Source organism: Luteibacter sp. RCC_6_2 (genome assembly GCF_041360655.1).
In the GTDB taxonomy this organism is placed as follows: domain Bacteria; phylum Pseudomonadota; class Gammaproteobacteria; order Xanthomonadales; family Rhodanobacteraceae; genus Luteibacter.
Genome location: NZ_JBFUPQ010000010.1, coordinates 1 through 22,172, shown reverse-complemented (window position 1 = coordinate 22,172; position 22,172 = coordinate 1). Strand labels below are relative to the sequence as shown.

The 22,172-nt window shown below is 68.0% G+C and carries 22 protein-coding genes; 11 read left to right on the top strand and 11 right to left on the bottom strand.

Annotated elements, in window-relative coordinates:
* Positions 1–127 precede the first annotated feature (127 nt).
* Positions 128–799: a peptide-methionine (S)-S-oxide reductase MsrA gene (msrA, locus tag AB6730_RS12290; protein WP_371023895.1), complete on the top strand. Its 672-nt coding sequence runs from the start codon at positions 128–130 to the stop codon at positions 797–799.
* A gap of 142 nt (positions 800–941) precedes the next feature.
* Here the strand turns inward: msrA and hutU are convergent, their stop codons facing one another.
* Entirely contained in the window at positions 942–2,615 is a 1,674-nt protein-coding gene (gene hutU, locus AB6730_RS12285; RefSeq protein WP_371023894.1) for a urocanate hydratase, read from the bottom strand.
* Between the two features lie 84 nt (positions 2,616–2,699).
* A complete protein-coding gene (locus AB6730_RS12280) occupies positions 2,700–3,113 on the bottom strand; it encodes a hypothetical protein (protein WP_371023893.1) in 414 nt (137 codons plus the stop codon).
* Positions 3,114–3,167: 54 nt separating this feature from the next.
* Between AB6730_RS12280 and AB6730_RS12275 the strand changes: the two genes are divergently transcribed.
* Genes AB6730_RS12275 through AB6730_RS12265 form a run of 3 tightly spaced genes read left to right on the top strand, consistent with a single transcriptional unit; the run spans position 3,168 to position 5,597 of the window.
* Positions 3,168–4,430: an ectonucleotide pyrophosphatase/phosphodiesterase gene (locus AB6730_RS12275; protein WP_371023892.1), complete on the top strand. Its 1,263-nt coding sequence runs from the start codon at positions 3,168–3,170 to the stop codon at positions 4,428–4,430.
* A gap of 35 nt (positions 4,431–4,465) precedes the next feature.
* Complete coding sequence (locus tag AB6730_RS12270; protein WP_371023891.1) at positions 4,466–4,858, top strand: hypothetical protein; 393 nt, start codon at positions 4,466–4,468, stop codon at positions 4,856–4,858.
* 37 nt (positions 4,859–4,895) lie between these two features.
* Complete coding sequence (locus AB6730_RS12265) at positions 4,896–5,597, top strand: arginyltransferase (RefSeq protein WP_371023890.1); 702 nt, start codon at positions 4,896–4,898, stop codon at positions 5,595–5,597.
* A 222-nt stretch (positions 5,598–5,819) separates the two neighbouring features.
* On the opposite strand, the gene AB6730_RS12260 is transcribed toward AB6730_RS12265, so the two are convergent.
* Genes AB6730_RS12260 through pdxH form a run of 3 tightly spaced genes read right to left on the bottom strand, consistent with a single transcriptional unit; the run spans position 5,820 to position 7,673 of the window.
* Entirely contained in the window at positions 5,820–6,632 is an 813-nt protein-coding gene (locus tag AB6730_RS12260) for an ABC transporter substrate-binding protein (RefSeq protein ID WP_371023889.1), read from the bottom strand.
* A complete protein-coding gene (locus AB6730_RS12255) occupies positions 6,632–7,072 on the bottom strand; it encodes a secondary thiamine-phosphate synthase enzyme YjbQ (RefSeq protein ID WP_371023888.1) in 441 nt (146 codons plus the stop codon). The genes AB6730_RS12260 and AB6730_RS12255 overlap by 1 nt, the downstream gene beginning before the upstream one ends.
* Positions 7,073–7,085: 13 nt before the next feature.
* Complete coding sequence (gene pdxH / locus AB6730_RS12250) at positions 7,086–7,673, bottom strand: pyridoxamine 5'-phosphate oxidase (protein ID WP_371023887.1); 588 nt, start codon at positions 7,671–7,673, stop codon at positions 7,086–7,088.
* 23 nt (positions 7,674–7,696) lie between these two features.
* On the opposite strand from pdxH, the gene AB6730_RS12245 reads away from it, so the two are divergent.
* Entirely contained in the window at positions 7,697–8,509 is an 813-nt protein-coding gene (locus AB6730_RS12245) for a kinase (RefSeq protein ID WP_371023886.1), read from the top strand.
* A 220-nt stretch (positions 8,510–8,729) separates the two neighbouring features.
* Here AB6730_RS12245 and AB6730_RS12240 read toward each other — a convergent pair whose 3' ends face one another.
* Positions 8,730–9,572 (bottom strand): NAD-dependent epimerase/dehydratase family protein, encoded by an 843-nt coding sequence (locus tag AB6730_RS12240; protein WP_371023885.1) that lies wholly within the window; start codon positions 9,570–9,572, stop codon positions 8,730–8,732.
* Positions 9,573–9,579: 7 nt separating this feature from the next.
* Between AB6730_RS12240 and AB6730_RS12235 the strand changes: the two genes are divergently transcribed.
* From AB6730_RS12235 to hemE, 4 genes are read left to right on the top strand one after another with little or no spacing between them, the layout of a single operon-like run.
* Positions 9,580–10,110: a shikimate kinase gene (locus tag AB6730_RS12235; protein ID WP_371023884.1), complete on the top strand. Its 531-nt coding sequence runs from the start codon at positions 9,580–9,582 to the stop codon at positions 10,108–10,110.
* Positions 10,110–11,177 (top strand): 3-dehydroquinate synthase, encoded by a 1,068-nt coding sequence (gene aroB, locus AB6730_RS12230; protein ID WP_371023883.1) that lies wholly within the window; start codon positions 10,110–10,112, stop codon positions 11,175–11,177. The genes AB6730_RS12235 and aroB overlap by 1 nt, the downstream gene beginning before the upstream one ends.
* 58 nt (positions 11,178–11,235) lie before the next feature.
* The gene (locus tag AB6730_RS12225) at positions 11,236–11,499 is read left to right on the top strand and encodes a WGR domain-containing protein (protein ID WP_306850677.1); all 264 of its coding nucleotides are present in this window, start codon (positions 11,236–11,238) and stop codon (positions 11,497–11,499) included.
* Complete coding sequence (gene hemE / locus AB6730_RS12220; RefSeq protein ID WP_371023882.1) at positions 11,489–12,562, top strand: uroporphyrinogen decarboxylase; 1,074 nt, start codon at positions 11,489–11,491, stop codon at positions 12,560–12,562. Before AB6730_RS12225 ends, hemE begins: the two co-directional genes overlap by 11 nt.
* A 129-nt stretch (positions 12,563–12,691) precedes the next feature.
* Here the strand turns inward: hemE and AB6730_RS12215 are convergent, their stop codons facing one another.
* The 5 genes from AB6730_RS12215 to purT form a co-directional block, all read right to left on the bottom strand.
* The gene (locus tag AB6730_RS12215; protein ID WP_371023881.1) at positions 12,692–13,204 is read right to left on the bottom strand and encodes a tetratricopeptide repeat protein; all 513 of its coding nucleotides are present in this window, start codon (positions 13,202–13,204) and stop codon (positions 12,692–12,694) included.
* A gap of 3 nt (positions 13,205–13,207) precedes the next feature.
* Positions 13,208–15,538 (bottom strand): penicillin-binding protein 1B, encoded by a 2,331-nt coding sequence (mrcB, locus tag AB6730_RS12210; protein WP_371023880.1) that lies wholly within the window; start codon positions 15,536–15,538, stop codon positions 13,208–13,210.
* Between the two features lie 97 nt (positions 15,539–15,635).
* Complete coding sequence (locus AB6730_RS12205; protein ID WP_371023879.1) at positions 15,636–16,466, bottom strand: SDR family oxidoreductase; 831 nt, start codon at positions 16,464–16,466, stop codon at positions 15,636–15,638.
* An 8-nt stretch (positions 16,467–16,474) separates the two neighbouring features.
* Positions 16,475–18,190, bottom strand: a complete 1,716-nt coding sequence (locus AB6730_RS12200; RefSeq protein WP_371023878.1) for a hypothetical protein — start codon at positions 18,188–18,190, stop codon at positions 16,475–16,477.
* Positions 18,191–18,260: 70 nt separating this feature from the next.
* The gene (purT, locus tag AB6730_RS12195; RefSeq protein ID WP_371023877.1) at positions 18,261–19,442 is read right to left on the bottom strand and encodes a formate-dependent phosphoribosylglycinamide formyltransferase; all 1,182 of its coding nucleotides are present in this window, start codon (positions 19,440–19,442) and stop codon (positions 18,261–18,263) included.
* Positions 19,443–19,567: 125 nt separating this feature from the next.
* Between purT and AB6730_RS12190 the strand changes: the two genes are divergently transcribed.
* On the top strand, positions 19,568–21,061 hold the full coding sequence (locus AB6730_RS12190; RefSeq protein WP_371023876.1) for a transglutaminase domain-containing protein: 1,494 nt from the start codon (positions 19,568–19,570) through the stop codon (positions 21,059–21,061).
* 68 nt (positions 21,062–21,129) lie between these two features.
* Positions 21,130–21,996, top strand: coding sequence for an SPFH domain-containing protein (locus AB6730_RS12185; protein ID WP_371023875.1), 867 nt, complete (start codon positions 21,130–21,132; stop codon positions 21,994–21,996).
* Positions 21,997–22,172 lie beyond the last annotated feature (176 nt).

Below are 22,172 nucleotides of genomic sequence, written 5' to 3'. Positions count from 1 at the left end.
GCGGCGGCCGCCCACGCACGGTGATCCAAAGGTTAGCGGCAGCTTCACGGAATCCTGTAGCCGCCTGTGAGGTAAAGGGCATATCCCCGGTCCTATAGGCAGACTCACACCTCCCTGGGAGATCGCCATGCGCCGTCGCTTGCTTCCCGTTCTGTTCCTCGCCCTCACCGCCTGTACGGCCGCCTCGGCCCGGGAGGAAGGCGTTTCCCTGCCCGCCCCCACCGTCGACGCGTCGCCGGCCACCGGCGAGGCCACCGCCGTGTTCGCCGGCGGCTGTTTCTGGGGCGTCGAAGGCGTGTTCCAGCACGTGCGTGGCGTGAAGAGCGTGCGTGCCGGTTACGCCGGTGGCGACGCGGCGCATGCCAACTATGACGACGTCAGCGACGGCGATACCGGCCACGCTGAATCCGTGCGGGTGGTGTACGACCCCGCCCAGGTCACCTATGGCCAGTTGCTGCAGGTGTTCTTCTCGGTGGCCCAGGACCCGACCCTGCTGAACCGGCAGGGGCCGGACGTGGGCACGCAGTATCGTTCGGCGGTGTTCTACGCGACGCCGGAGCAGAAGAAGGTGGCCGAGGCGTACGTGGCCCAGCTCACGGCGGCGCACGCGTTCCCGGCGCCGATCGTGACCGAGGTGACGCCGCTGAAGGCGTTCTACCCCGCCGAGGATTATCACCAGGACTACATGCGGCTGAACCCCGATGCGATGTACATCGTGGTGAACGACCGGCCGAAGGTGCTGGCGCTACAGCGGCTGTATCCGCAGCGGTATGTGGCTGGGTGGGCTAACGGGCGCTGAGGCGAGACTGACAGGCGCTGAGGCGGCTCGAATCGCCGACAAGTCGGCTCCCACAGGACCTGGTGGGAACCGACCCTGTCGGCGATGCTTTTGTGGGAGCCGCTTCAGCGGCGATGTCCTCTGTCCACCAACGGCGACGCCCTCACCCCACCATCGGCAGGTTCAACCCCTGCTCCCGCGCACAGGCGACCGCCTCCTCATACCCCGCATCCGCATGCCGCATCACACCGGTCCCCGGATCGTTCCACAGCACCCGCGCAAGCCGCTTGTCCGCCGCCTCGCTGCCGTCGCAGACGATCACCACGCCGCTGTGCTGGCTGTAACCCATGCCCACGCCGCCGCCATGGTGCAGGCTGACCCAGGTCGCGCCGCCAGCCACGTTGAGCATCGCGTTGAGCAGCGGCCAGTCGCTGACGGCGTCGCTGCCATCGCGCATGGCCTCGGTCTCGCGGTTCGGGCTGGCCACGGACCCGGAATCCAGGTGGTCGCGGCCGATGACCACCGGCGCCTTCAGCTCACCGTTACGGACCATCTCGTTGAAGGCCAATCCCAGACGGTGGCGCTGGCCCAGGCCGACCCAGCAGATGCGCGCCGGCAAGCCCTGGAAGCTGATCCGCTCGCGCGCCATGTCCAGCCAGCGGTGCAGGTGCGGATCGTCCGGAATCAGCTCCTTCACCTTGGCGTCGGTCTTGTAGATGTCTTCCGGATCGCCCGACAGCGCCACCCAGCGGAACGGGCCCACGCCGCGGCAGAACAACGGACGGACGAAGGCGGGCACGAAGCCGGGGAAAGCGAAGGCCTCGGCCAGGCCCTCGTCCTTGGCCATCTGGCGGATGTTGTTGCCGTAGTCGAACGTCGGCACGCCCATCGCGTGGAACGCCAGCATCGCTTCCACGTGCTTGCGCATGGAAGCCTTCGCCGCCCGCGAGGTGCCGGCGGGATCGGACTTGCGACGCTCGAACCACTCCTCCACCGTCCAGCCGGAAGGCAGGTAGCCGTTGACCGGATCGTGCGCGCTGGTCTGGTCGGTGACGGCATCCGGACGCACGCCGCGGCGGACCAGCTCGGGAAGCACGTCGGCCGCGTTGCCGAGCAGCGCCACGGAAACGGCGCGTCCTTCCTTCGCATAGCGCGCAAGACGCGCCAGGGCGTCGTCCAGGTCGGCGGCCTGCTCGTCGACATAGCGCGTCTTCAGGCGGAAATCGATGCGGCTCTGCTGGCACTCGATGGTGAGCGACGAGGCGCCCGCCAGGCTGGCGGCCAAAGGCTGCGCCCCACCCATGCCGCCCAGGCCGGCCGTGAGTATCCAGCGGCCGGCGAGGCTCCCACCGTAATGCTGGCGGCCCATCTCCACGAAGGTCTCGTAGGTGCCTTGCACGATGCCCTGCGAACCGATGTAGATCCACGATCCCGCGGTCATCTGGCCGTACATCATCAAGCCCTTGCGATCGAGCTCGTTGAAGTGCTCCCAGTTCGCCCATGCCGGCACGAGGTTGGAATTGGCGATGAGCACGCGCGGCGCGTCCGGGTGCGAGGGAAACACGCCCACGGGCTTGCCCGACTGCACCAGCAGCGTCTCGTCGTCGCGCAGGTCGCGCAGGCTGCGCAGGATGGCGTCGAAGCATTCCCAGTTGCGCGCGGCACGGCCGATGCCGCCGTACACCACCAGTTCCGCCGGGTTTTCGGCGACCTCCGGATCGAGGTTGTTCTGCAGCATGCGGAACGGTGCCTCCGTCAGCCAGCTGCGGCAGGTCAGTTCGCTGCCGCGCGGGGCACGGACGGTGCGGGTGGTGTCGATGCGCGTGACTGCGGTCATCGGGGGAGACTCCGTCGATCCAGGGAATCGCCGATTATGGTCCCGCGCCGCGACACCCCGCCATACGCGTCGCAGCAATGCCGCTCAATGGCTGGCGGAACCGCTCCGCGCGGGCACGGTTTGCGTCGCTTCCGGCCGTTGCAGGGTCTGGTACCGGCGCACCGTGTCGTCCTGGCGCGCCCGGTACAGCTGTTGCTGGCTGCGGTCCGCGTTATCCAGCTGGTTGCGCAGGGCCGGATCGGCGGCGTTGGTGCGTTGGCGATCGAGGTTGTCCTGGCGCAGCTGTTCACGCAGCGCGTTCTGGTTCAGGCGGTTCTGCACCTGCTGCCGGTCGACCTGCCGCTGCCATTGCTGGCTGGGCGTGGGCGTGCTGATGACGACTGGTTTCGGCCGCGGTGGAGGCGCAGCGGGCTTCGCCGGCTGGGTTTGCGCGAGCGCCAATGCGGGCAGCATGGCGACCAGCCATGCCAGCAGGATATTGCGTGATGAATTGGTCATGGGACTCGTCCATCATAGGAGGATTGTTCTGCCACATAGCGTAAGTCCCCGCCCATGAACGTCACGTTGCCCCGCTGCGGCGCATTCCTCGCGTTGCTCCTGGTGGCCCTGTCCGGATGCGCGACGCGTCCCGCCAAGCCCGCTGTATCGCCGCCGACGCCGCAGGCCGTCCTGCTGGTTTCCATCGACGCCTTCCGCGCCGACTACATCGACCGTGGCCTGACTCCCAACCTCGCGGCGATGGCGCGCGATGGCGTGACCGCGCCATACATGTTGCCGTCGTTTCCATCGCTCACCTTCCCGAACCACTACACCCTGGTGACCGGTCGCGTGCCCGACCGCCAAGGCATCGTCAACAACACGATGTGGGACGCGAAGCTGGGCAATTTCAGCCTGTCCAACCATGCCGCCACGAGCGACGGACGCTGGTGGGACGAAGCCGAGCCGATCTGGGTGACGGCACAGAAACACGGGCTGCGCACGGCGACGATGTTCTGGCCCGGTACGGAAGCGGCCATCCATGGCCTGCGCCCGGACCACTGGATTCCGTTCGACGATTCGCTGACCTCGCGCCAGCGCGTCGACAAGCTCATGTCATGGATCGACGAGCCCGGCCCGAAGCCGATGTTCGACACCTTGTATTTCGATGCCGTGGACCACGCCGGCCATGAATTCGGACCGGATTCGGAGCCACTGAATGCGGCGCTGCGCGAGGTCGACGACGCCATGGGCTACCTGGTCGCGCAACTGCGCCAGCGCGGGCTCTACGACACGATGAACATCGTCGTGGTCTCCGATCACGGCATGGCCGACGTTCCTCGCGGGAATATCGTGTTCGCCGACCAGGAAACCGATCTCGATGCGCTCGACCCGGTGTCGTACGGGGTGGTGTCCACTTTCAATCCGAAGCCCGGCGTCGATGGCTCCCGGGCGGTGGCACGTCTCCTGGGCCCGCACGAACACATGCGCTGCTACCGCAAGGAAGACCTGCCCGCGCGCCTGGACTACGGCAGGAACCCGCGCGTACCGGCGTACATCTGCCTCGCCGATACCGGCTGGGCGATCATCAGCCACGAGGTGCTGGCCAAGCGGACAATGCCCATGTCACGCGGCGAGCACGGCTACGACAACCTCGATCCGACCATGCGCGCGCTGTTCGTGGCCCACGGGCCGGCCTTCGGGCGCGGGGTGACGATCGCTCCCTTCCCGAACGTCGACATCTACCCCTTGCTCGCCCACCTGCTCGGCATCGCGCCGTTGCCGAACGACGGCCACCTGGAGCGGGTGAAGGCCGCGCTGGCCCCGGCGGGCCACTGACGTCGCCGGACGGGCAAATCCCGTAGAATCCGGCCATGCGCGAAATCTATACGTCACCCCGCCAGGACAACATCGACCGGATCGTCGCCCTGCTCACCGAGAACGGCATCGATACCTCGGTGACCAACCGCTCGAGCTGGAACCGGCCCACCTACCAGCGCTTCAGCTATTCGCAGCGCCAGGACGACCGCGACTCCTGGCCGAAGGTCTGGGTGCAGAGCGCCGACGACTTCCCGAAGGCGCGTGCCCTGCTCAAGGAGATCGGCATCGAGCCGGTGGTCCGCTTCCAGGAAGAACTCCAGCTGCACCGCCAGCCGGACCGCCGCCCCGCCGCCCAGCGCACCGCCTCGCGTGTCCGCCTCATGGTGCTGGCGATCGTCGCGGGAGTGATGCTCATCGTCGTGCTCAAGGCCACGCAGGTGCTCTAACACGCTACGGGCGCGCATGGCGCTATAACATCGCACCATGACCGACCGTGTCCGCCTGTTCCAGACCCTGCCGCACACCTGCGGCTATTTCGCCGAGCGGACGGCGCAGAACCTCGTGGTCGATCCCGGCGCGCCGCACCTCGACAGGCTCTACGGCCCGGCCCTCGCGAAGGGTTTCCGCCGCGCCGGCGGGCACCTTTACCTGCCTCAGTGCGCCGCCTGCCAGGCCTGCGTGCCCTGCCGCATCGATGTCGAAGGTTTCGTCGCGGACCGCGGCCAGAAGCGCTGCCTGAAACGTAACGCGGATATCACGGTCACCGAGCAGTTGCCCGGCTTCACCCACGAGCGGCATGCGCTATATCAACGCTACCTGCAAGCCCGGCACAGCGGCGGCGGCATGGACGCGGCGGATGCGGAAGACTTCCAGCGATTCCTCGCCGCGCCATGGAGCCCCACCCTCTTCCTCGAGTTCCGTCTCGGCCAGCGCCTGCTCGGCGTCGCCGTGACGGATGTGGCGCTGGCCGGCATTTCGGCCGTCTATACGTTTTTCGATCCCGACGAAGACGCGCGCAGCCTCGGCACCTTCGGCATCCTGCAACAGGTGGAGCTGGCGAAGCGCCGAGGGATACCGTACGTGTACCTGGGTTTCTGGATAGCCGGCCATCCGAAGATGGATTACAAGCGCCGCTTCCGGCCACTCGAAATCCGCAAACACGGCCGCTGGATCGCGATGCCCTGACCGTGCAGTTACAAGACTCACTTGGACTTTGTGGGAACCACTTCCTGCGGGAGCCGATTCATATGGGAGCCACCTCCGTGGGAGCCACCTCATATGGGAGCTACCTCTGTGGGAGCCGCTTCAGCGGCGATCCCGCGGCAGCGGGCCAGGTTACGGCTAGCACCCATCGCCGCTGAAGCGGCTCCCACACGAAGCGGCTTTTTGCTCTAAGCGGCTTTTGCTCTAAGCGGCTTCCGCACCACGCGCGGCCCATCGCGCGATCACCGCGTGCAGGGCCTCGATGCCGTCGAAGAGGGCCGCTGGCCCCGGTTGCAGGATGATCGGCGACTTGATCTCGTGCAGTTCACCGTCACGCACGGCCGGCACATCGGCCCAGCCAGGCCGCGAAGCGACATGCTCCGGCCGGAAGCGCTTGCCGCACCACGAACCGAACACGATATCCGGCGCGCGACGCACCACCTCGAGCGGATCGGCCAGGATGCGCTGCTTCGCCAACGGCTCTTCGAGCAACTCGGGGAAGACATCGTCGCCGCCCGCGATGCGCACGAGCTCTCCCACCCAGCGAATGCCCGTGATGAGAGGATCGTCCCATTCCTCGAAGTACACCTTCGGCCGGCGCGGTAACGCCGCGGCAAGCGCGGCGATTCGCGCCAGGTTTTCCTCGGCACGCGCCGCCAGCGCCTCGGCCTTCGCCGTCGCACCCACCATCGCGCCAAGGCGGCGAATGTACGCGACGATGCCATCCACACTGCGGTGGTTGCTGATCCACACTTCCACGCCCGCTCGAATCAGCTCCTGGGCGATGTCGGCCTGGAGGTCGGAGAACCCAATCGCGAGGTCGGGCTTCAGGTCGAGGATCTGGCCGATCTTCGCGCTGGTGAACGCCGATACCTTGGGCTTCTCCTTGCGCGCCCGTGGCGGCCGAACGGTGAAGCCGGAAATACCGACGATGCGATGGTCCTCGCCGATGGCGTAGAGGACTTCGGTCGGTTCTTCCGTGAGGCAGACGATGCGTTGCGGATAGGCGTCCGACATCAATGTCCCGACACGGTCACGGTGATCTTGCGCTGGTGCGCCTCGTGGCGGTGCTCGTAGAGAAACACGCCCTGCCAGGTTCCCAGCAGCGGCTTGCCGTTGTGCACGGGAAGGGAAAGCGATACCCCCGTGAGCACCGAGCGCACATGCGCGGGCATGTCGTCGGGACCTTCGTCGCGGTGGCGGAACAGCGGGTCACCGTCGGGAACGAGCCGCGCGAAGAAACGTTCGAGGTCGGCGACGACGGTGGGATCGGCGTTTTCGCCGATCAGCAGCGAAGCGCTGGTGTGCTGCACGAAGACGTGCGCGATGCCGGTCGACACCCCGCTGGCCGAGACGACCTCGGCGATACGGTCGGTCACCTCGCTCAACGAGCGTCCACGCGTATGCACGGTGAACGTGGTCTGCGCGACGTGCTGGACGGGCTGGGCTCGGCTCATGGGAAAGCTCCGGTCACGGGTAAAGCAGGTGGCTGGACCAGCTTGTACCGCCGGCCGCGTGCACGATCCGTTCGTGCAACCGGAACGTGGCGCCATACCAGAACTCGACGCGATCCGGCTCGACGAGATAGCCGCCCCAATGCGGGGGACGAGTCACTTCGCGGCCCGCGAACTCCTTCTCGTAATGGGCCACGCGGTCTTCGAAGGTCTGCCGGTCAGGTAGTTCCTGGCTCTGCTTCGAGGCCCAGGCACCGATCTGGCTGCCGCGCGGGCGGCTGGCGAAATAGGCGTCGGACTCGGCCTCGCCAACCTTGGTGGCGCGACCCTCGAAGCGAACCTGGATACCCTCGCGGACCTGCTTCCAGTGGAAGCACAGTGCCACCTGCGCGTTCTCCGCGATTTCGCCGGCCTTGGCGCTTTCGTAGTTGGTGAAGAAACGCAGGCCTTTCTCGTCGATCGCCTTGAGCAGGACGATGCGCGAATGCACGCGGCCGGTGCGGTCCGCCGTGGCGAGGGTCATCGCCGTGGGTTCACGATCGCCGCTGGCCTTGGCCTCGTCGAGCAGGCCGCGAAAGGTGTCGAGTATCTCTGGGGTGAGCATGACGATGGACTATGCTGTCGGCCATGGAATCCACCGATGCTAGCACGCTGGCCACCACCGTCCTCGGACGTTTCGCCGCAGCGATCGAGCATGCGTCCCGGCCCTTCGTCCTGGGCGTTTCCGGCTTGCAAGGCAGTGGCAAGAGCACCCTCGCCGCGGCGCTGATCGAGGCCGCGCGCGAGCACGGCTGGGGTGCGGTGGCGATGTCGCTCGACGATGTCTACCTGACCCGGGCGGAGAGGGAAACGCTGGCCGTCGGGGTGCATCCCTTGCTGCGTACCCGCGGCGTTCCCGGCACGCATGACCTGGCCCTGCTCGGCTCCACGCTCGACGCATTGGAGAGGGCGTCGCCCGAACGGCCGGTACCGATACCCCGATTCGACAAGGGACGTGACGACCGCTACGAGGAGGCGCAATGGCCGGCGATCGCGGAACCGCCGCGGCTGGTCGTCCTGGAAGGATGGTGCCTGGGCGTGGAGCCGGCCGGGCCGGACGAACTCGCCGAGCCGTTGAATGCGTTGGAGCGCGAGGAAGATGCGGATGGCCGGTGGCGGCGCTGGGTCGATGAGCGGCTCGCTGATTACCGTTCGATCTGGGAACGCCTCGATGCTTTGGTGCTCCTGCAAGCGCCCTCATGGGGCGTGGTGGCGACATGGCGCGACGAAGCCGAACGCCCGCTGCGTGAGCGTGGCGAACCGCGGGCGATGAATGAGGTGGAGCTTTCGAGGTTCCTGCAGCATTACGAGCGGATCAGCCGGCGGGCGCTGAGGTCGCTGGCGGGGAAGGCCGATGTCGTGCTTTCGCTGGATGAGCGGCGGCGCGTCCATCGCCGCTGAAGCGGCTTCCCACAAGAGCAATCGCCGACAGGGTCGGCTCCTACCAAGCCGGCCTGGGCCACATGACGAGGCTTTCGGTGGGAGCCGCTTCAGCGGCGATGGGTGCTTGCCTCAAGCTGGCCCGCTGCCGCGGGGATCGCCGACAAGTCGGCTCCCACCAGGCTGTCTTCCCATCAGGCCGGCGCGCGCTGCTCCGGTGGGAGCCGACCCTGTCGGCGATTCAAGCCAGCGCGGCGTAACCATCCCGCGCATCCGGCCACGCGCAGCGGAAGCCCGTCGCGCGAAGACGCGCGTTCGACAACCGCTTGTTGCCCACGCCCGCCGGTGCCGGACCATCCGGGGGCGGCGGCGCGCCGATCAAGCGCGCGAGATGGTCGTAGAGTTCGTCGATAGGCAAGGGAGTGTCGTCCACGCCGATATAAACCCGCTCGGGTGCGGCGACGTCGAGCAGGCAAGCGATCGCCGCCGCCGCGTCGTCGACATGGATGCGGTTGGCGTAGACCTGCCGTCCCCGAGGCACGGCCGCCTTGCCTTCGCGCAGCCGGTCGAACAATTGCGTGCGGCCAGGCCCGTACAGCCCCGCCAGTCGAAGCGATATCCCGCCCACCGGCCGGGACGCCAGCCAGGCCTCGGCCTCGATCAACACGCGGCCATTGAAGCCGGGCGGCGAGGGCTGCGTGTCTTCGTCGATCCAATCGCCGCCGTGCTCGCCATACACGGCCGACGAGGAGACGAACACCGTGCGCTTCGGCATGTCCGGCAAGGCCTCGATCACGTGCCGCAGGCCATCCACGAAGACGGCGCGGTACGCGGCTTCCTCGCGTGCGTCCGGCGCCGGCGCGAAGACCAGGGCATCGATTTTCGGCAATCCGGCAAGCGTCTCCGGCCGGGTGAGGTCGCCACGCAACCAGGCGATGCCGTCGCCAGCGGGCATCTCCCCGCGGCGCAGGGCGAAGACGCGGCGCCCTTCCACGGCCAAACGCCGCGCCAGACGCGTGCCGACATCGCCGGCGCCGGCCACCAGGACGGTCTCGTATCTCTGTGCTGGGCTTGTTGCTAGCATGAGCGTGATGAATCCTTCGCCCAACCTGTTCCTCGTCGGCCCCACGGGCGCCGGCAAGACCTCGATCGGACAGCGCCTCGCGGCGCACTACGGCCTGCCCTTCGTCGACCTGGACGTGGAGATCGAGGCGCGCTGCGGCGTGACGATCGCCGACATCTTCGAACGCGAGGGCGAGATAGGGTTTCGTGCACGTGAATGTGCGCACCTGAACGAGTTTAGTCTGCGCGAGGGCATCGTGCTCGCCACCGGCGCCGGCGCCGTGCTCGACCCGGTGAACCGGCAAGCGCTGACGTCACGTGGCACGGTGCTCATGCTCGGCGTGAGCGTGGAAGAACAACTCGCCCGGCTCGAACACGATACCGTGCGACCGATAATCGCGGGCCCCGACCGTCTCGGCCGCCTGAAGGCACTCGCGGAACACCGCAACTACCTCTACGAGGACATCGCCGACCTGATCTTCCACGGGCGCCATGAAAGCGTGGACGATGCGGTGCCGCGTGCGATCGCCCTCCTCGACCGCCACTGGAAACGCAGCTGATGGAAACCGTCGACGTCGACCTTGCCGGACGCAGCTACCCCGTCTGGATCGGACCGGGCTTGATCGCCGATAGCGCACGCTGGCGCGCGGCGATTCGCGGCAGGCACGTGCTGGTGGTGAGCAACACCACCGTGGCGCCGCTGTATCTGGATGCGTTGGCGAAAGGCCTCGATGGACTGCGCTGGTCGTCCCACCTGATCGGTGATGGCGAAACCCACAAGACGTTCGCCAACGTGGAGCGCGTGCTGGAAGCGCTGGGCGAACTCGGCGCCACGCGCGACGCCTGCGTGATCGCGCTCGGCGGTGGGGTGGTCGGCGATCTCGCCGGTTTCGCCGCCGCATGCTGGATGCGCGGCATCGACTTCATCCAGGTGCCGACCACCTTGCTCTCGATGGTCGACTCATCCGTCGGCGGCAAGACCGGCGTGAACCTGCCGGTGGGGAAGAACCTGGCGGGAGCCTTCCACCAACCGCGCGCGGTGGTCGCCGACGTCGATGTCCTGGCCACGCTGCCGCAGCGCGAGTACCGCGCGGGCCTGGCCGAAGTCGTGAAAGGCGCGGCCATCGGCGACCCGGAGTTCTTCGCCTGGCTGGAAGCGCATGCGGACGAACTCGCCGCCCGCGAGACCGCGCCGCTGATCGAAGCGATCGCGCGTAAGTGCCGTTACAAGGCGGGCGTGGTGGCGCGCGACGAAACCGAGCAAGGCGAGCGCGCCCTGTTGAACCTCGGCCATACCTTTGGACACGCACTGGAGACCGCCGGCAACTACAGCGAGATCCTGCACGGCGAGGGCGTGGCCATCGGCATGGTGCTCGCCGCCCGCCTGTCCGAGCGCCTGGGCATGTCGCCCAGCGGTGATACCGGGCGCCTCGTCGCCCTGCTGCAACGGCTCGGCCTGCCCACCGAGCCCTCGAAAGCGCATGCCGCCAGCCGCCTGCTCGAACTGATGCGCCTGGACAAGAAGAACACGGCCGGTACGACGCGCCTGATCCTCTGGCGCGGCATCGGCAAGGCCGAGATCGTCTCCGGCGTCCCCGACGCCGACGTGCTGGCCGTACTCCCCTGAAGCAGTCCGCAGGCAAACCGCCTACAATGATCGGCCCTGCGCCAGCCCGGATCGCTCGATGCGGATCTACCTGCAAACCATGCCCGAAGCGGGGACGGAAGCGCCCCGCTACGTCCAGATAACGCTCGAACAGGACCTGCTCGGCGGCTGGACCCTGTACCGCGAAAGTGGCGTGCAAGGCGGCAAGGCGATGCTCAAGCGCGAAGTCTACGTCGACCGCGATGCCGCCTTGGCCGCGTTCACCAAGGCGCGCGACGCCCAGATCAAGAAAGGCTTCAAACTGATGTTCAGCCAGGGACAGGAGTCGGCGCATGGCCGCTGACGTGCTCCGCAACGACCGCTTCCTGCGCGCGCTGCGCCGCGAACCCACCGATACGACGCCCATCTGGGTCATGCGACAGGCCGGTCGTTACCTGCCGGAATACCGCGCGACGCGCGCCAGGGCCGGCAGCTTCATGGGCCTGGCGACGAATCCGGAATACGCCTGCGAAGTCACGCTGCAGCCGCTCGACCGGTTCGAACTGGACGCCGCGATCCTGTTCTCCGACATCCTCACCATTCCCGATGCCATGGGCCTGGGCCTTTCGTTCGAGCAAGGCGAAGGCCCACGCTTCGCCAAGCCGGTGCGCGACGCGGCGGCGATCGACAAGCTCACCGTGCCGGACATGGATGGTGAGTTGCGCTATGTGATGGACGCGGTGCGCCTGATCCGCAAGGAGCTCGGCGGACGCGTACCCCTGATCGGCTTCTCCGGCAGCCCGTGGACACTCGCCTGCTACATGGTGGAAGGCGAAGGTTCGCGTGACTTCGCGCGGGTGAAGGCCCTGGCCTGGAACGATCCGGCCCTCGCCCATCGCCTGCTCGACACCGTGGCCCGCTCCGTGGCGGCCTACCTCGTCGCACAGGCGCATGCCGGCGCGCAGGCGCTGATGATCTTCGACACCTGGGGCGGCCTGCTCGGCCCGGCGCCGTTCCGCGAATTCTCGCTGCGCTACATGGCGCAGGTGGTGGACGCGTTGAAGTCCGACCCTGCCAGTCGCGATCTCCCGGTGATCCTGTTTTCCAAGGGCGCGGGCGGTCAGCTCGAGGCCCTCGCGGACACGGGCTGCACCGGCCTTGGTGTCGACTGGACCCTGGATATCGGCGAGGCACGCCGCCGCGTGGGCGGCCGGGTGGCGCTACAGGGCAATCTCGATCCGGCGGTGCTGCGCGCGTCGCCCGAGGTGGTCGCGCGCGAGGCGCGCGCGGTGCTGGATGCGTTCGGCAATCACCCGGGACACGTGTTCAACCTCGGCCATGGCATCACGCCGGAAGTGGACCCGGAGAACGTGAAGGTGCTCGTGGATACGGTGCACGAGCATGGCCGGGTGATCCGGGGCGGTTGATGTTCGGCAGGCGCTATCGCCGCTGAAGCGGCTCCCACATGGGCCCTGAAGCACCCCTTGGTGCTGTTGGGACCGCGCCCTGAGGAGTCGGTGGATACTGTGGGAGCCGCTTCAGCGGCGAAAACCCGCCTAGAAGCGATTCGGCCCGGCGATATGGCACTTCGCCAGTTCGCCACGCGCCACGTTCGCGCCGTTCTGGTCGCCGGCCTGCAAGCGCATCTCCACCACCGTCTGCCAGTTGCGTGCGCAGAGGCTGCCCGATTTCGGGCCCATCTCGAACGACTGCTTCGCCAGCTTCTCCGCCAGCGGATAGTCCTGCATGCGGATCGCGATTTCGGCGCGGTCCTGGATAAGCTCCGGGGCTTCCGGCGCCATCTTCAACGCCTGCACCAGCTTGGCGTCGGCATCGGCGTACTTGCCCGCGCGTTCGTCGGCCTGGGCGGCGTGCTCGAGGCCCTGCACGCCCGGATCGCGCAGCGGCGCGACCTCGATCGCCGACTTCTCGCGCTCACCCGCCGCGCGGACCTGGGCGACGATGTCGTAGGTGGGTTTGCTGGGACGGGTGGCCTGCGGCGGAGCGGGCTGGCTGCAGGCGGCAACGAGGGCGACGGTGGCGAGGGCACAGAAACGAAGGCGATGCATGGGTCAATCCGTAGGATTACTGGGAACGGCCGGCGTGGGCTGCTGCTCATCGCCGCCGCCGAACATACCCTTGAATCGCTGCCAGAAACAGCCCTCTTCCGCTTCCGGCACGTAACCGGCGACGAACGGGAACTGGCGGGCGCCTTCACACGAGGGATCGGTGCGCTTGCCGGTCTGCGTATTCACGTAGGCCATTTCCAGGCCTTCGCCGGGCGTGGCCGACAGCGGGCGGGTCGGCAGCTTGCGGAAAAGCTCCTGCCATACCCGCATGCTGCCGGTGGCGCCGTACAGGCCGGTGGGCTTGTTGTCGTCGCGGCCCATCCAGACGATGGCGAGACGGTCCCCCGTGAAACCGGCGAACCAGCTGTCGCGCTGGCTGTCGCTGGTACCGGTCTTGCCGGCCGCATGCAGCCACGAGAGCCCCGAGTTGCCGATGGCCGCGGCGGTACCGCCATTCACCACCTGCTGCATCGCCCAAGTGGTGAGACGCGCCGCGGTCTGGTATTCGCCGTCGCCACCCTTCACCTCGTAGCGCTTGATCGCCTGGCCCTTGTCGTCCATCACGCCGCGCACCGCCACCAGCGGCAAGGCGTGGCCGTCCGCCGCGATGTACTCGTACAACTGCGCCACCTGCAACGGCGAGAGGTCCACCGCGCCCAGCAGCAAGGACGGACTCGGGTTCACGTCCTCCAATCCGAACGACTCGAGGAAACCCTTGATCCGCGGCACGCCCACCTGCATGCCCAGGTTCACGGTGGCGAGGTTCCACGAGTGGACCAGGGCATCAAGCATCGGCACCTGGCCATGGATCTCGCGATCGTCGTTCTGCGGTGTCCACGGCTTGCCGTCGGGCTGGCGAAGGTTGATCGGCGAATCGTCGACGATCGAGGCCAGCGACCATTTCGAGGGCTGCGCGAGCGCCACGAGGTAGACCAGCGGCTTCACCAGCGAACCGATGGGACGGCGCGCGTCGAGTGCACGGTTGAAACCCTGGTCGCCGGGATCGCGCGACCCGACGACGGCGAGCACGCTGCCATTGCTGGTATCGGTGACGACCGCCGCGGCTTGCGCGGCGGCGCCACGCTTGCCCAACGATTTCATCGTGCCGAGGATCGCCTGCTCCGTGTACAGCTGCGCGGAGGGATCGAGCGTGGTGAAGATCGACAGGCTGCCGTCGCGCAGCGCGGCTTCGTCGAAGTCGGCGGTGATCTGCGAACGGACCAGCTGCATGAACGCCGGGAAGCGGTTGTGCGGCAGCTGCGCGTTGGCCGCGATGCCCAGCGGCGTCGCCTGCGCGGCCTTGGTCTGCGCATCGTCCATCAGCCCCGTATCGTGGAACTGCTGGAGCACGAGATTGCGCCGCGCCAGCGCACGGTCCGGATAACGGCGCGGATCGTAATAGCTCGGACCCTTCACCAGGCCGATGAGCAAGGCGATCTCCTGCGGCCGCAGGTCTTCGAGGCGGCGGCCGAAGAAGAACTCGCCACCGGCGGCGAAACCGTGCACGGCCTGGTTGCCTTGCTGGCCGAGGAAGACCTCGTTGACGTAGGCCTCGAGGATACGGCCCTTGGAATAATGCGCCTCCATCAGCAGCGACAGGATCGCCTCGTTCACCTTGCGCAGCATGTTCTGGCTGCGATCGAGGAACAGGTTGCGCACCAGCTGCTGGGTGAGCGTCGAACCGCCCTGCACGGTGTGTCCGGCGCGGAGGTTGGCGAACGACGCGCGCGCGATCGCGGAGAAGTCGAGGCCGATGTGGCTCTTGAAGTCGCGGTCTTCCACGGCCTGCAGGCCCTGCACGAGCAACGGCGGCACGTTCTCGAGTCGCACGATGCGGCGCTCTTCCTGCTGCGCGCCGTACAGGGTGGCGATGCGGGCGGGATCGAGGTGGATCGACTTGACCGGCTTGTTGTTGGTGTCGTCCACCACCGAGGCGACCTGCCCGTCGGACAGCGCCACGCGGATACGATGCGGCAGTTCGCCACCGTCGGGCCCGGCGTAGCCATGCGAGGCGATCACGAAGCGCGAGCCGTTCTTCGAATAGCTGCCCTGCACCTTGCCGCCACCTTCGGTGGTGTAGCCGGCGAAGGTGAGTTCCAGTTCGAGTGCCGCGGGCGTCATCGGCAGACCCTGCGCCAGCGGCAGCGGTCGCGCGTAGACGCGCGTGGGCACGGCGAACACGAGGTCGTTGAAGCGTTCCTGCAGGCGCGCGTTGAGGATCAGCGTGTACGGCAGGAGGAAGCCGAACACCAGGCCCATCACCAGCCAGAAGGGAATGCGCAGCCAGGGCCAGGCGGTGCGCAGGAGGGAGCCGAGACGGGTCAAGAAAGCCAACGCGGGGAAATCCTGGGGAAGAAGACGTACCCGGATGATAGGGGCACTCCCCCGGCGCTCATCTGAACGAACGCTGGCAGGACCGTGGCGCCGCGTGTCAGCGCGGCGGCCACCAGGTCTCCGGGCGGGGCCGGAACGGTCGCGGATGGACGTCCAGGACCCGCTCGAGCTCCCGATTGTCGGCGATCAGGTCGCTATCCAGCCGGCGGATCGGGCCGCGCATGGCCGGCGAGACCAGGGCCGCGAGATCGAGGGCCAGGCGGGGTATCGGCGCGGGCAGCGTGGGCCCACCCGCGCTGCGACGGACGCGGCGGAACATTTCCGCGGCGCTCATGCGCTCGCCGCCACCGATCGGGAACGTATGGCCGCGGGCGAAGGGCGAGCCGAGCGCGGCCATGATCGCCTCCGCGATGTCCTCGGCGTGCACCGGTTGCCGCTGGCCGCGGCCGGCGGGAATCGGGAATACGCGGCGGCGCAACGCCGCATGGACGATCGGAGTGAGGCTCTTGTCGACGCCGGCTCCGTAGATCAACGTCGGACGGAACAGCGTCCACGGCATCCCGCGCGAGGCACAGGTGGCGATCAGGGTCGTTTCCGCATCGCGCAGGCGACGCGAGAGTTCCCTCTCTTCCGGCACATCGGAATCGCGCTTGGTCTCGGCGCTCATCGACGAGGTGGCGATGACATGCGGTGTACCCGCCAGCCGGGTCGCCGAGAGCCACGGCGCGAGGTGGTCGAGCGGCCCGAGGCTGATCACGGCGTCGAGCGCCGGCAATTCGGGCATGGCATCCGGCAGCGCGCCCACGAGCCATCGGGAATCGGCCGGCGGCTGCCGGCTGACCGCGAGGACATCCGCACCCGCATCGGCGAGCCGGGGAAGCAGGAACTGGCCGATCTGACCCGAGGCGCCGATAACGAGAACCGTCATGCCACCGCTCAACGGCCGGTCGCGATGCGCTCGTACGCGCTTTGCAGGCGTGGATCGTCCGGCGCGTAGCGGCGGGCGTGGTCCAGCGCCTGGAAAGCGCCCTGGCGGTCGCCTTGGCCGGCCCGCTGGAGGGCGTTGTCGATCCAGGCACTGCCCAGCCGGTGGCGCAGGTCAGCCTGCGAGGTGCCGCCGGGCGCGAGGTCGGACAAGGTGGCGAAGAGGTTCTCCGCACGCTGGACGTTGCCGCTGGCCACCGCCTGCTGCATCTGCTTTTCCACCTGGGTGGGCAGGCCCTGCAAACCCGCGCGTGCGGAGGCGTCGTTGCCGTCGATGGCGAGGGCGTTGCGGTACAGGTCGTAGGCGCTGTCGCCCGGCGGGTCCATGATGTCGCCGCGCGACGCGGCGGCCTGGGCGCGACGCACGAGATCGGCGACCTTAGCCTTCTGCTCCGGCGTGACCGCCATGGAGGCTTCCGGCATGGCGGTGTCGTCGCCAGCGGCTTGCCCGGCGACGGCAGGCGTCGCCGTCTTCGCTTCGCCGCCACCGATGCGTGCCCGCGCCGCGGCCAGCTCCGCCGACTTCGGCGCGAGCTTCGCCGCCTGGTCGAGCAAGCGCGTCGCCTGGACGTCGTCCTCGCTGTCGAGCGCGGCATTGGCCTGGACGATGAGCGCCTGCGCTACCCGGCCGAGCCCCGCCTTGGCGTCGGCGTTGTCGGGATCGGCGGCGAGGGCGGCGCGGAACCGCGCCAGGGCGTTGTCGTCGCCTTCGCCGATGAAGCGGCCCGCACGCATCGCGTCGTTGCCTTGCTGGATCAGCGCGTTGACCGCCTGGTCGTCCTGTTTCCTGGTTTCCGCGAGCGCCGCCCGAAGCGACGGCAGGTCGCCGTAACCCGGCACCAGGAGGGCGATGCGATCCACCAGTGCGTTGGCCTTGGCCTTGTCGCCCGCCGCGATGGCCTGGCGCGCCTGCCCCGCGAGCGCGTCGCCCACCTTGTCGAGCCCGCGCGCCGCCACCGCATTGGTCTTGTCCGCGTCCAGCACGCGCCGGTACAGCGCGCCGGCACCGTCGTCGCCATCGAATTTCCCGGCGGCGAAGGCCTGCTGTGCCTGGTCGATGAGCGACTCCGTGCGGCCTTGCGGGTTGCGCGCCTCCGACAGCCGCTGCGCGATGCGCTCCACGTCGTTGCCACCGCCGAGCAGTTCGCGGGCCACATTGAGAGCGGCTTCCGCCTCGTCGAGCTTGCCCGCGTTCAGCGCCGCGTCCGCTCTTGAGACTTCCGCCTGCCCGACGCGGCGCAAGCCATCGCGGGCGGCGTCGCTGTCGGGTTGCTGGTCGCGCGCCTTCTCGAAGAGTTCGCGGGCGCTATCGCCATGGGTACCGTCGAGATGCCCCTCGTCCAGCGCGTGGTTGGCCTGGGCGAGCGTGTCGTTGAGTTCGGTGGCCGGCACCATGTTGCGCAGCCTGTCCTGTTGCAGCCACAAGGCCGTGGCGGCGCCGATCAGGACGAGCACGAGCACCGGAATCAACCAACCGCGCTTGCGCGGTGGGCGACGCTGGGGGGAAGGCGGCGGCGTGCCGCCACGCCGGCGCTCCACGTCGACGACGATGTGCGGCAAGCCGTCGTCGACCGACGGCACCGGTGCGTCGAGGTCGTCGAGGCGGCCCAGCGTGGGCTCGGTGCGACCGCGCGATTCGCGGTCGTTATTGTCTCTGCGTCCGCTCATGGCAAGGCATCTTCCATAGGAGCGTCGCAGCTTAACATTCGGGCGTGAACGGCCGTTGTAGGCGGGATCGTCAGAGTTCCACGCGGATGCGGCTGGCCGCCCGCTTGGCTTTCTCCAGGGCTTCTTCCACCGTGGCCGCGCGTGCCAGCGTCACCGCCATGCGCCGGCGGCCATGGACCTCCGGCTTGCCGAAGATGCGAAGCATCGTGCCCGTTTCCGCCAGGGCGTCGCCGATGCCGTGGTATCTCGGCGCACTGCCCTCTCCCTCGACGAGCACCGCGCACGAGGCGGCGGGAGCGAAGGCGTGGATCTCGGGCACCGGCAAGCCGAGGATGGCCCGCGCGTGCAGGGCGAATTCCGAGAGATCCTGCGAGATCAGCGTGACCAGCCCCGTGTCGTGCGGACGCGGGCTCACCTCCGAGAAGATCACCTCGTCGCCGCGCACGAAGAATTCCACGCCGAAGACGCCCCAGCCACCGAGGGCCGCCGTGACCGCGTCGGCCTGGCGTTCGGCGTCGGCGCGCGCGGCATCGCTCATCGGCTGCGGCTGCCATGACTCGCGATAGTCGCCATCCTCCTGGCGATGGCCGATGGGCGCGCAGAACGAGACGCCGTCGCGATGGCGCACCGTCAACAGCGTGATCTCGTAGTCGAAGTCGACGAAGCCTTCCACGATGACGCGACCGCGCCCGGCGCGTCCGCCCGACTGCGCGTACTCCCACGCCCCGGGGGCATCGTCCGGCGAGCGCACCACGCTCTGCCCCTTGCCGGAGGAACTCATCACCGGCTTGACCACGCATGGCGTGCCCAGCTCCGCGACCGCGGCCAGGAAGTCCTCGCGCGTGTCGCAGAAGCGGTAAGGCGACGTGGGCAGGCCCAGTTCCTCGGCGGCGAGGCGGCGGATGCCTTCGCGATCCATGGTGAGCCACGCGGCTTTCGCCGTGGGCACGACCTTGAGTCCTTCCTTCTCCATCGCGACCAGGGTGGGCGTGTGGATGGCCTCGATCTCCGGCACCACCAGGTCCGGCTCCTCCTGCTCGATCACGGCGCGCAGCGCCGCGCCATCGAGCATGTCGATCACATGGCTGCGGTGGGCCACCTGCATCGCCGGCGCGTTCGGATACCGGTCCACGGCCACCACCTCGACGGCGAAGCGCTGCAACTCGATGGCCACTTCCTTGCCCAGCTCGCCCGACCCCAGCAGGAGCACCTTGAGCGCGGTGTGGGAATGCGGGGTGCCGAAGGTCTTCATGCGGGGGAATCCAGGGGAGACGAAGCCGCCATTCTAGCCGCCCGGCCACCCGTCCAAAGGGGGGATTGACTCGCGCCGCGAACGTGATGTGATGGAGCCGTCCCCAACAATCCGGAAGTACGCTCATGAGACGCTATCTTGCCGTCCTCGCCGTACTGTGCCTGGCCCCTTCGACCCTCCTGGCGGAGGAGCGCTGGATGACCGTCCTGCTGGACGGCCGGAAGGTGGGGAGCCTGCGAATCGACCGCCAGGTCCAGGACGATCGCGTGGTCACCACGCAGGTGCTGGATTTCCGGCTGACGCGGGCGCGCACGCCGCTGGCCTTGCGCACCGAACTGCGCTCCACGGAATCGCAAAGCGGAGCGCCCCTCGCCTTCTACGCCAGTACCCGGATGTCGACCCAGGAAAACCTGGCGACCGGCGAGGCGCGTGACGACGGTACGTTCCAGGTGGCGAATACCGTCGGCGGGCAATCGAAGGTCAACCTGCTCATCTGGCCGACCGGGGCGACGCTCGCGGAAGGCCAGCGCCTCACCATGGCGACCCATGGATTCAAGCCCGGCACGTCGTATCGCCTGCGCAACTTCGACTCGATCAGGCAACAGGTGGCGAACGTCGACGTGGAAGTCATCGGCGACGAAGTCGTCGTCATGCCGGACGAGACCCGGCGGACCCTCCATCACCTGCGCCAGTCGATCGCGGGCGCAGGGAGCGATCGCAGCGTCGACATCTGGGTCGACGACAACGGCTTCATCCATCGCAGCCTCGCTCCCCTGCTCGGTTTCCGCCTGGAAATGGCGGCCTGCGACATCGCCTGCGCACAGGCGCCCGACCAGGACATCGACCTGCTGCGCGCCGCGATGATCACGGCGCCCCGCCCTATCTTCGCTGCGATGCGCGTGGCTCCCATCCGCTACACGATCACCGTGCGTGGCGCGATCCCGAACCCATTCATCGACACCGACGAGCAACGGGTGAGGCCACTGGGCGATGGTGTGTATGTGGTCGACGTCGGGTTCGGTTCCCGGCACGGCGACGAACCCGGCCCGCTGGCCGAGGACACGGCCGCCAATGCGTGGGTGCAATCGGACTCCGACGAGGTGCGCTCGCTGGCCCGGGACGCTGTGGGCGACGCGGCGACCGACCTGCAACGCATGCGCCGGCTGCGCTCCTTCCTGTCCGACTACATCAACGTGAAGGGTCTCGACGTGGGCTACGCCTCGGCCCTCGAGACGATCGCGACGCGGCGCGGGGACTGCACCGAACACGCCGTCCTCCTCACCGCGATGGCGCGGGCGCTGGGCATTCCCGCCCGCGTGGTGACCGGCGTCGTCTACGCCGATCGCATGGGTGGCGCCAGCCGCGTCTTCGTGCCCCACGCGTGGGCCCAGGCGTGGATCGACAATCGCTGGATCAGCTTCGATTCCGCGCAGCGCCGTTTCGATTCGAGCCACATCGCCCTCGGTACCGGCAACGGCGAACCGTGGCGTTTCTTCGCCGCGATGAATGCGCTGGGCAAGATCAGGATCGACCGCGCCCTGCCCGGCGCGGCGCTTCTCGACCTGCCGCCCCCGAGCAACGCAGCCGGTCCGGTGGGGGGCGGACGCGGGGCCCCATGACGCAGGTCACTTGACTTTGATATCACATTGATATCATATGACCCCACCATTCCAGGGGTCATTCCGTCATGAACGAACGTCCCGCCTCTTCCCTGCCGGGAATCCCGGCCGCCCTCGTACTGATCGTCATCGTCTTACTTACGGGCTTGGGGGTGTTGTCCCAGGTGACTCCCGGGGGTAACCCGGCGGCAGCGGGCGCCGTGGTCCTGATACCCATCTTCGCCTTCCTCGCCAAGGGTTTTTTCCAGGTCCAGCCCAACCAGGGCCAGGTGATGCAACTCTTCGGCAAATACGCCGGCACGGAACGCCGCGAGGGCCTGCGCTGGACCAACCCGTTCTATTCCCGCCGTCCGGTGAGCCTGCGCGTGCGCAACTTCGAGAGTAGCCGCCTGAAGGTCAACGACAACGACGGCAACCCGATCGAGATCGCGGCGATCGTCGTATGGCAGGTGGTGGATACGGCGGAAGCGGTGTTCTGCGTCGACGACTACGAGAACTTCGTGCAGATCCAGAGCGAGTCGGCGCTGCGGCAGATGGCGCAGAGCTATGCCTACGATGCCCACGACGATTCGAAGCCGTCCTTGCGCAGCCACGGCGAGGAGATCAACAACCACTTGCGCCAGGAAGTGGAAGCGCGTCTCACGAAGGCGGGCGTCCAGGTGATCGAAGCCCGGATCAGCCACCTCGCCTACGCACAGGAAATCGCCCAGGCGATGCTCCAGCGCCAGCAGGCCAGCGCCATCGTCGCCGCCCGCGAGCGCATCGTGGAAGGCGCCGTGGGCATGGTGGCCATGGCACTCGACCAGCTTCGGGCACAAGGCGTCGTGGAACTGGACGAGGAGCGCAAGGCGGCGATGGTCTCCAACCTGCTCGTCGTCCTCTGCGGCGACCGCTCGACGCAACCGGTGGTCAACGCCGGTTCGCTGTACAACTGAGCGCATGGTGGGCGCTGAAGAAAAACGTTTCCTTTGGGGCCGGGACACCACGGCTCGGCTTCGCCATCGCGTTTTCTGCGTCGAGGCAGGGGGAGCCGCCGGGTGCCATTCTCGTTCGCTAAGTCCTCGTCCGGCCTTCGCCTCCCTGCGGAATCGCTCTGAGAACGGCACCCGAC

Excerpts from the sequence above, each read along its gene's own strand:
- msrA (WP_371023895.1), top strand. The coding sequence starts at position 128 with ATGCGCCGTCGCTTGCTTCCCGTTCTGTTCCTCGCCCTCACCGCCTGT.
- hutU (WP_371023894.1), bottom strand. The coding sequence starts at position 2,615 with ATGACCGCAGTCACGCGCATCGACACCACCCGCACCGTCCGTGCCCCG.
- AB6730_RS12280 (WP_371023893.1), bottom strand. The coding sequence starts at position 3,113 with ATGACCAATTCATCACGCAATATCCTGCTGGCATGGCTGGTCGCCATG.
- AB6730_RS12275 (WP_371023892.1), top strand. The coding sequence starts at position 3,168 with ATGAACGTCACGTTGCCCCGCTGCGGCGCATTCCTCGCGTTGCTCCTG.
- AB6730_RS12270 (WP_371023891.1), top strand. The coding sequence starts at position 4,466 with ATGCGCGAAATCTATACGTCACCCCGCCAGGACAACATCGACCGGATC.
- AB6730_RS12265 (WP_371023890.1), top strand. The coding sequence starts at position 4,896 with ATGACCGACCGTGTCCGCCTGTTCCAGACCCTGCCGCACACCTGCGGC.
- AB6730_RS12260 (WP_371023889.1), bottom strand. The coding sequence starts at position 6,632 with ATGTCGGACGCCTATCCGCAACGCATCGTCTGCCTCACGGAAGAACCG.
- AB6730_RS12255 (WP_371023888.1), bottom strand. The coding sequence starts at position 7,072 with ATGAGCCGAGCCCAGCCCGTCCAGCACGTCGCGCAGACCACGTTCACC.
- pdxH (WP_371023887.1), bottom strand. The coding sequence starts at position 7,673 with ATGCTCACCCCAGAGATACTCGACACCTTTCGCGGCCTGCTCGACGAG.
- AB6730_RS12245 (WP_371023886.1), top strand. The coding sequence starts at position 7,697 with ATGGAATCCACCGATGCTAGCACGCTGGCCACCACCGTCCTCGGACGT.
- AB6730_RS12240 (WP_371023885.1), bottom strand. The coding sequence starts at position 9,572 with ATGCTAGCAACAAGCCCAGCACAGAGATACGAGACCGTCCTGGTGGCC.
- AB6730_RS12235 (WP_371023884.1), top strand. The coding sequence starts at position 9,580 with ATGAATCCTTCGCCCAACCTGTTCCTCGTCGGCCCCACGGGCGCCGGC.
- aroB (WP_371023883.1), top strand. The coding sequence starts at position 10,110 with ATGGAAACCGTCGACGTCGACCTTGCCGGACGCAGCTACCCCGTCTGG.
- AB6730_RS12225 (WP_306850677.1), top strand. The coding sequence starts at position 11,236 with ATGCGGATCTACCTGCAAACCATGCCCGAAGCGGGGACGGAAGCGCCC.
- hemE (WP_371023882.1), top strand. The coding sequence starts at position 11,489 with ATGGCCGCTGACGTGCTCCGCAACGACCGCTTCCTGCGCGCGCTGCGC.
- AB6730_RS12215 (WP_371023881.1), bottom strand. The coding sequence starts at position 13,204 with ATGCATCGCCTTCGTTTCTGTGCCCTCGCCACCGTCGCCCTCGTTGCC.
- AB6730_RS12205 (WP_371023879.1), bottom strand. The coding sequence starts at position 16,466 with ATGACGGTTCTCGTTATCGGCGCCTCGGGTCAGATCGGCCAGTTCCTG.
- AB6730_RS12200 (WP_371023878.1), bottom strand. The coding sequence starts at position 18,190 with ATGAGCGGACGCAGAGACAATAACGACCGCGAATCGCGCGGTCGCACC.
- purT (WP_371023877.1), bottom strand. The coding sequence starts at position 19,442 with ATGAAGACCTTCGGCACCCCGCATTCCCACACCGCGCTCAAGGTGCTC.
- AB6730_RS12190 (WP_371023876.1), top strand. The coding sequence starts at position 19,568 with ATGAGACGCTATCTTGCCGTCCTCGCCGTACTGTGCCTGGCCCCTTCG.
- AB6730_RS12185 (WP_371023875.1), top strand. The coding sequence starts at position 21,130 with ATGAACGAACGTCCCGCCTCTTCCCTGCCGGGAATCCCGGCCGCCCTC.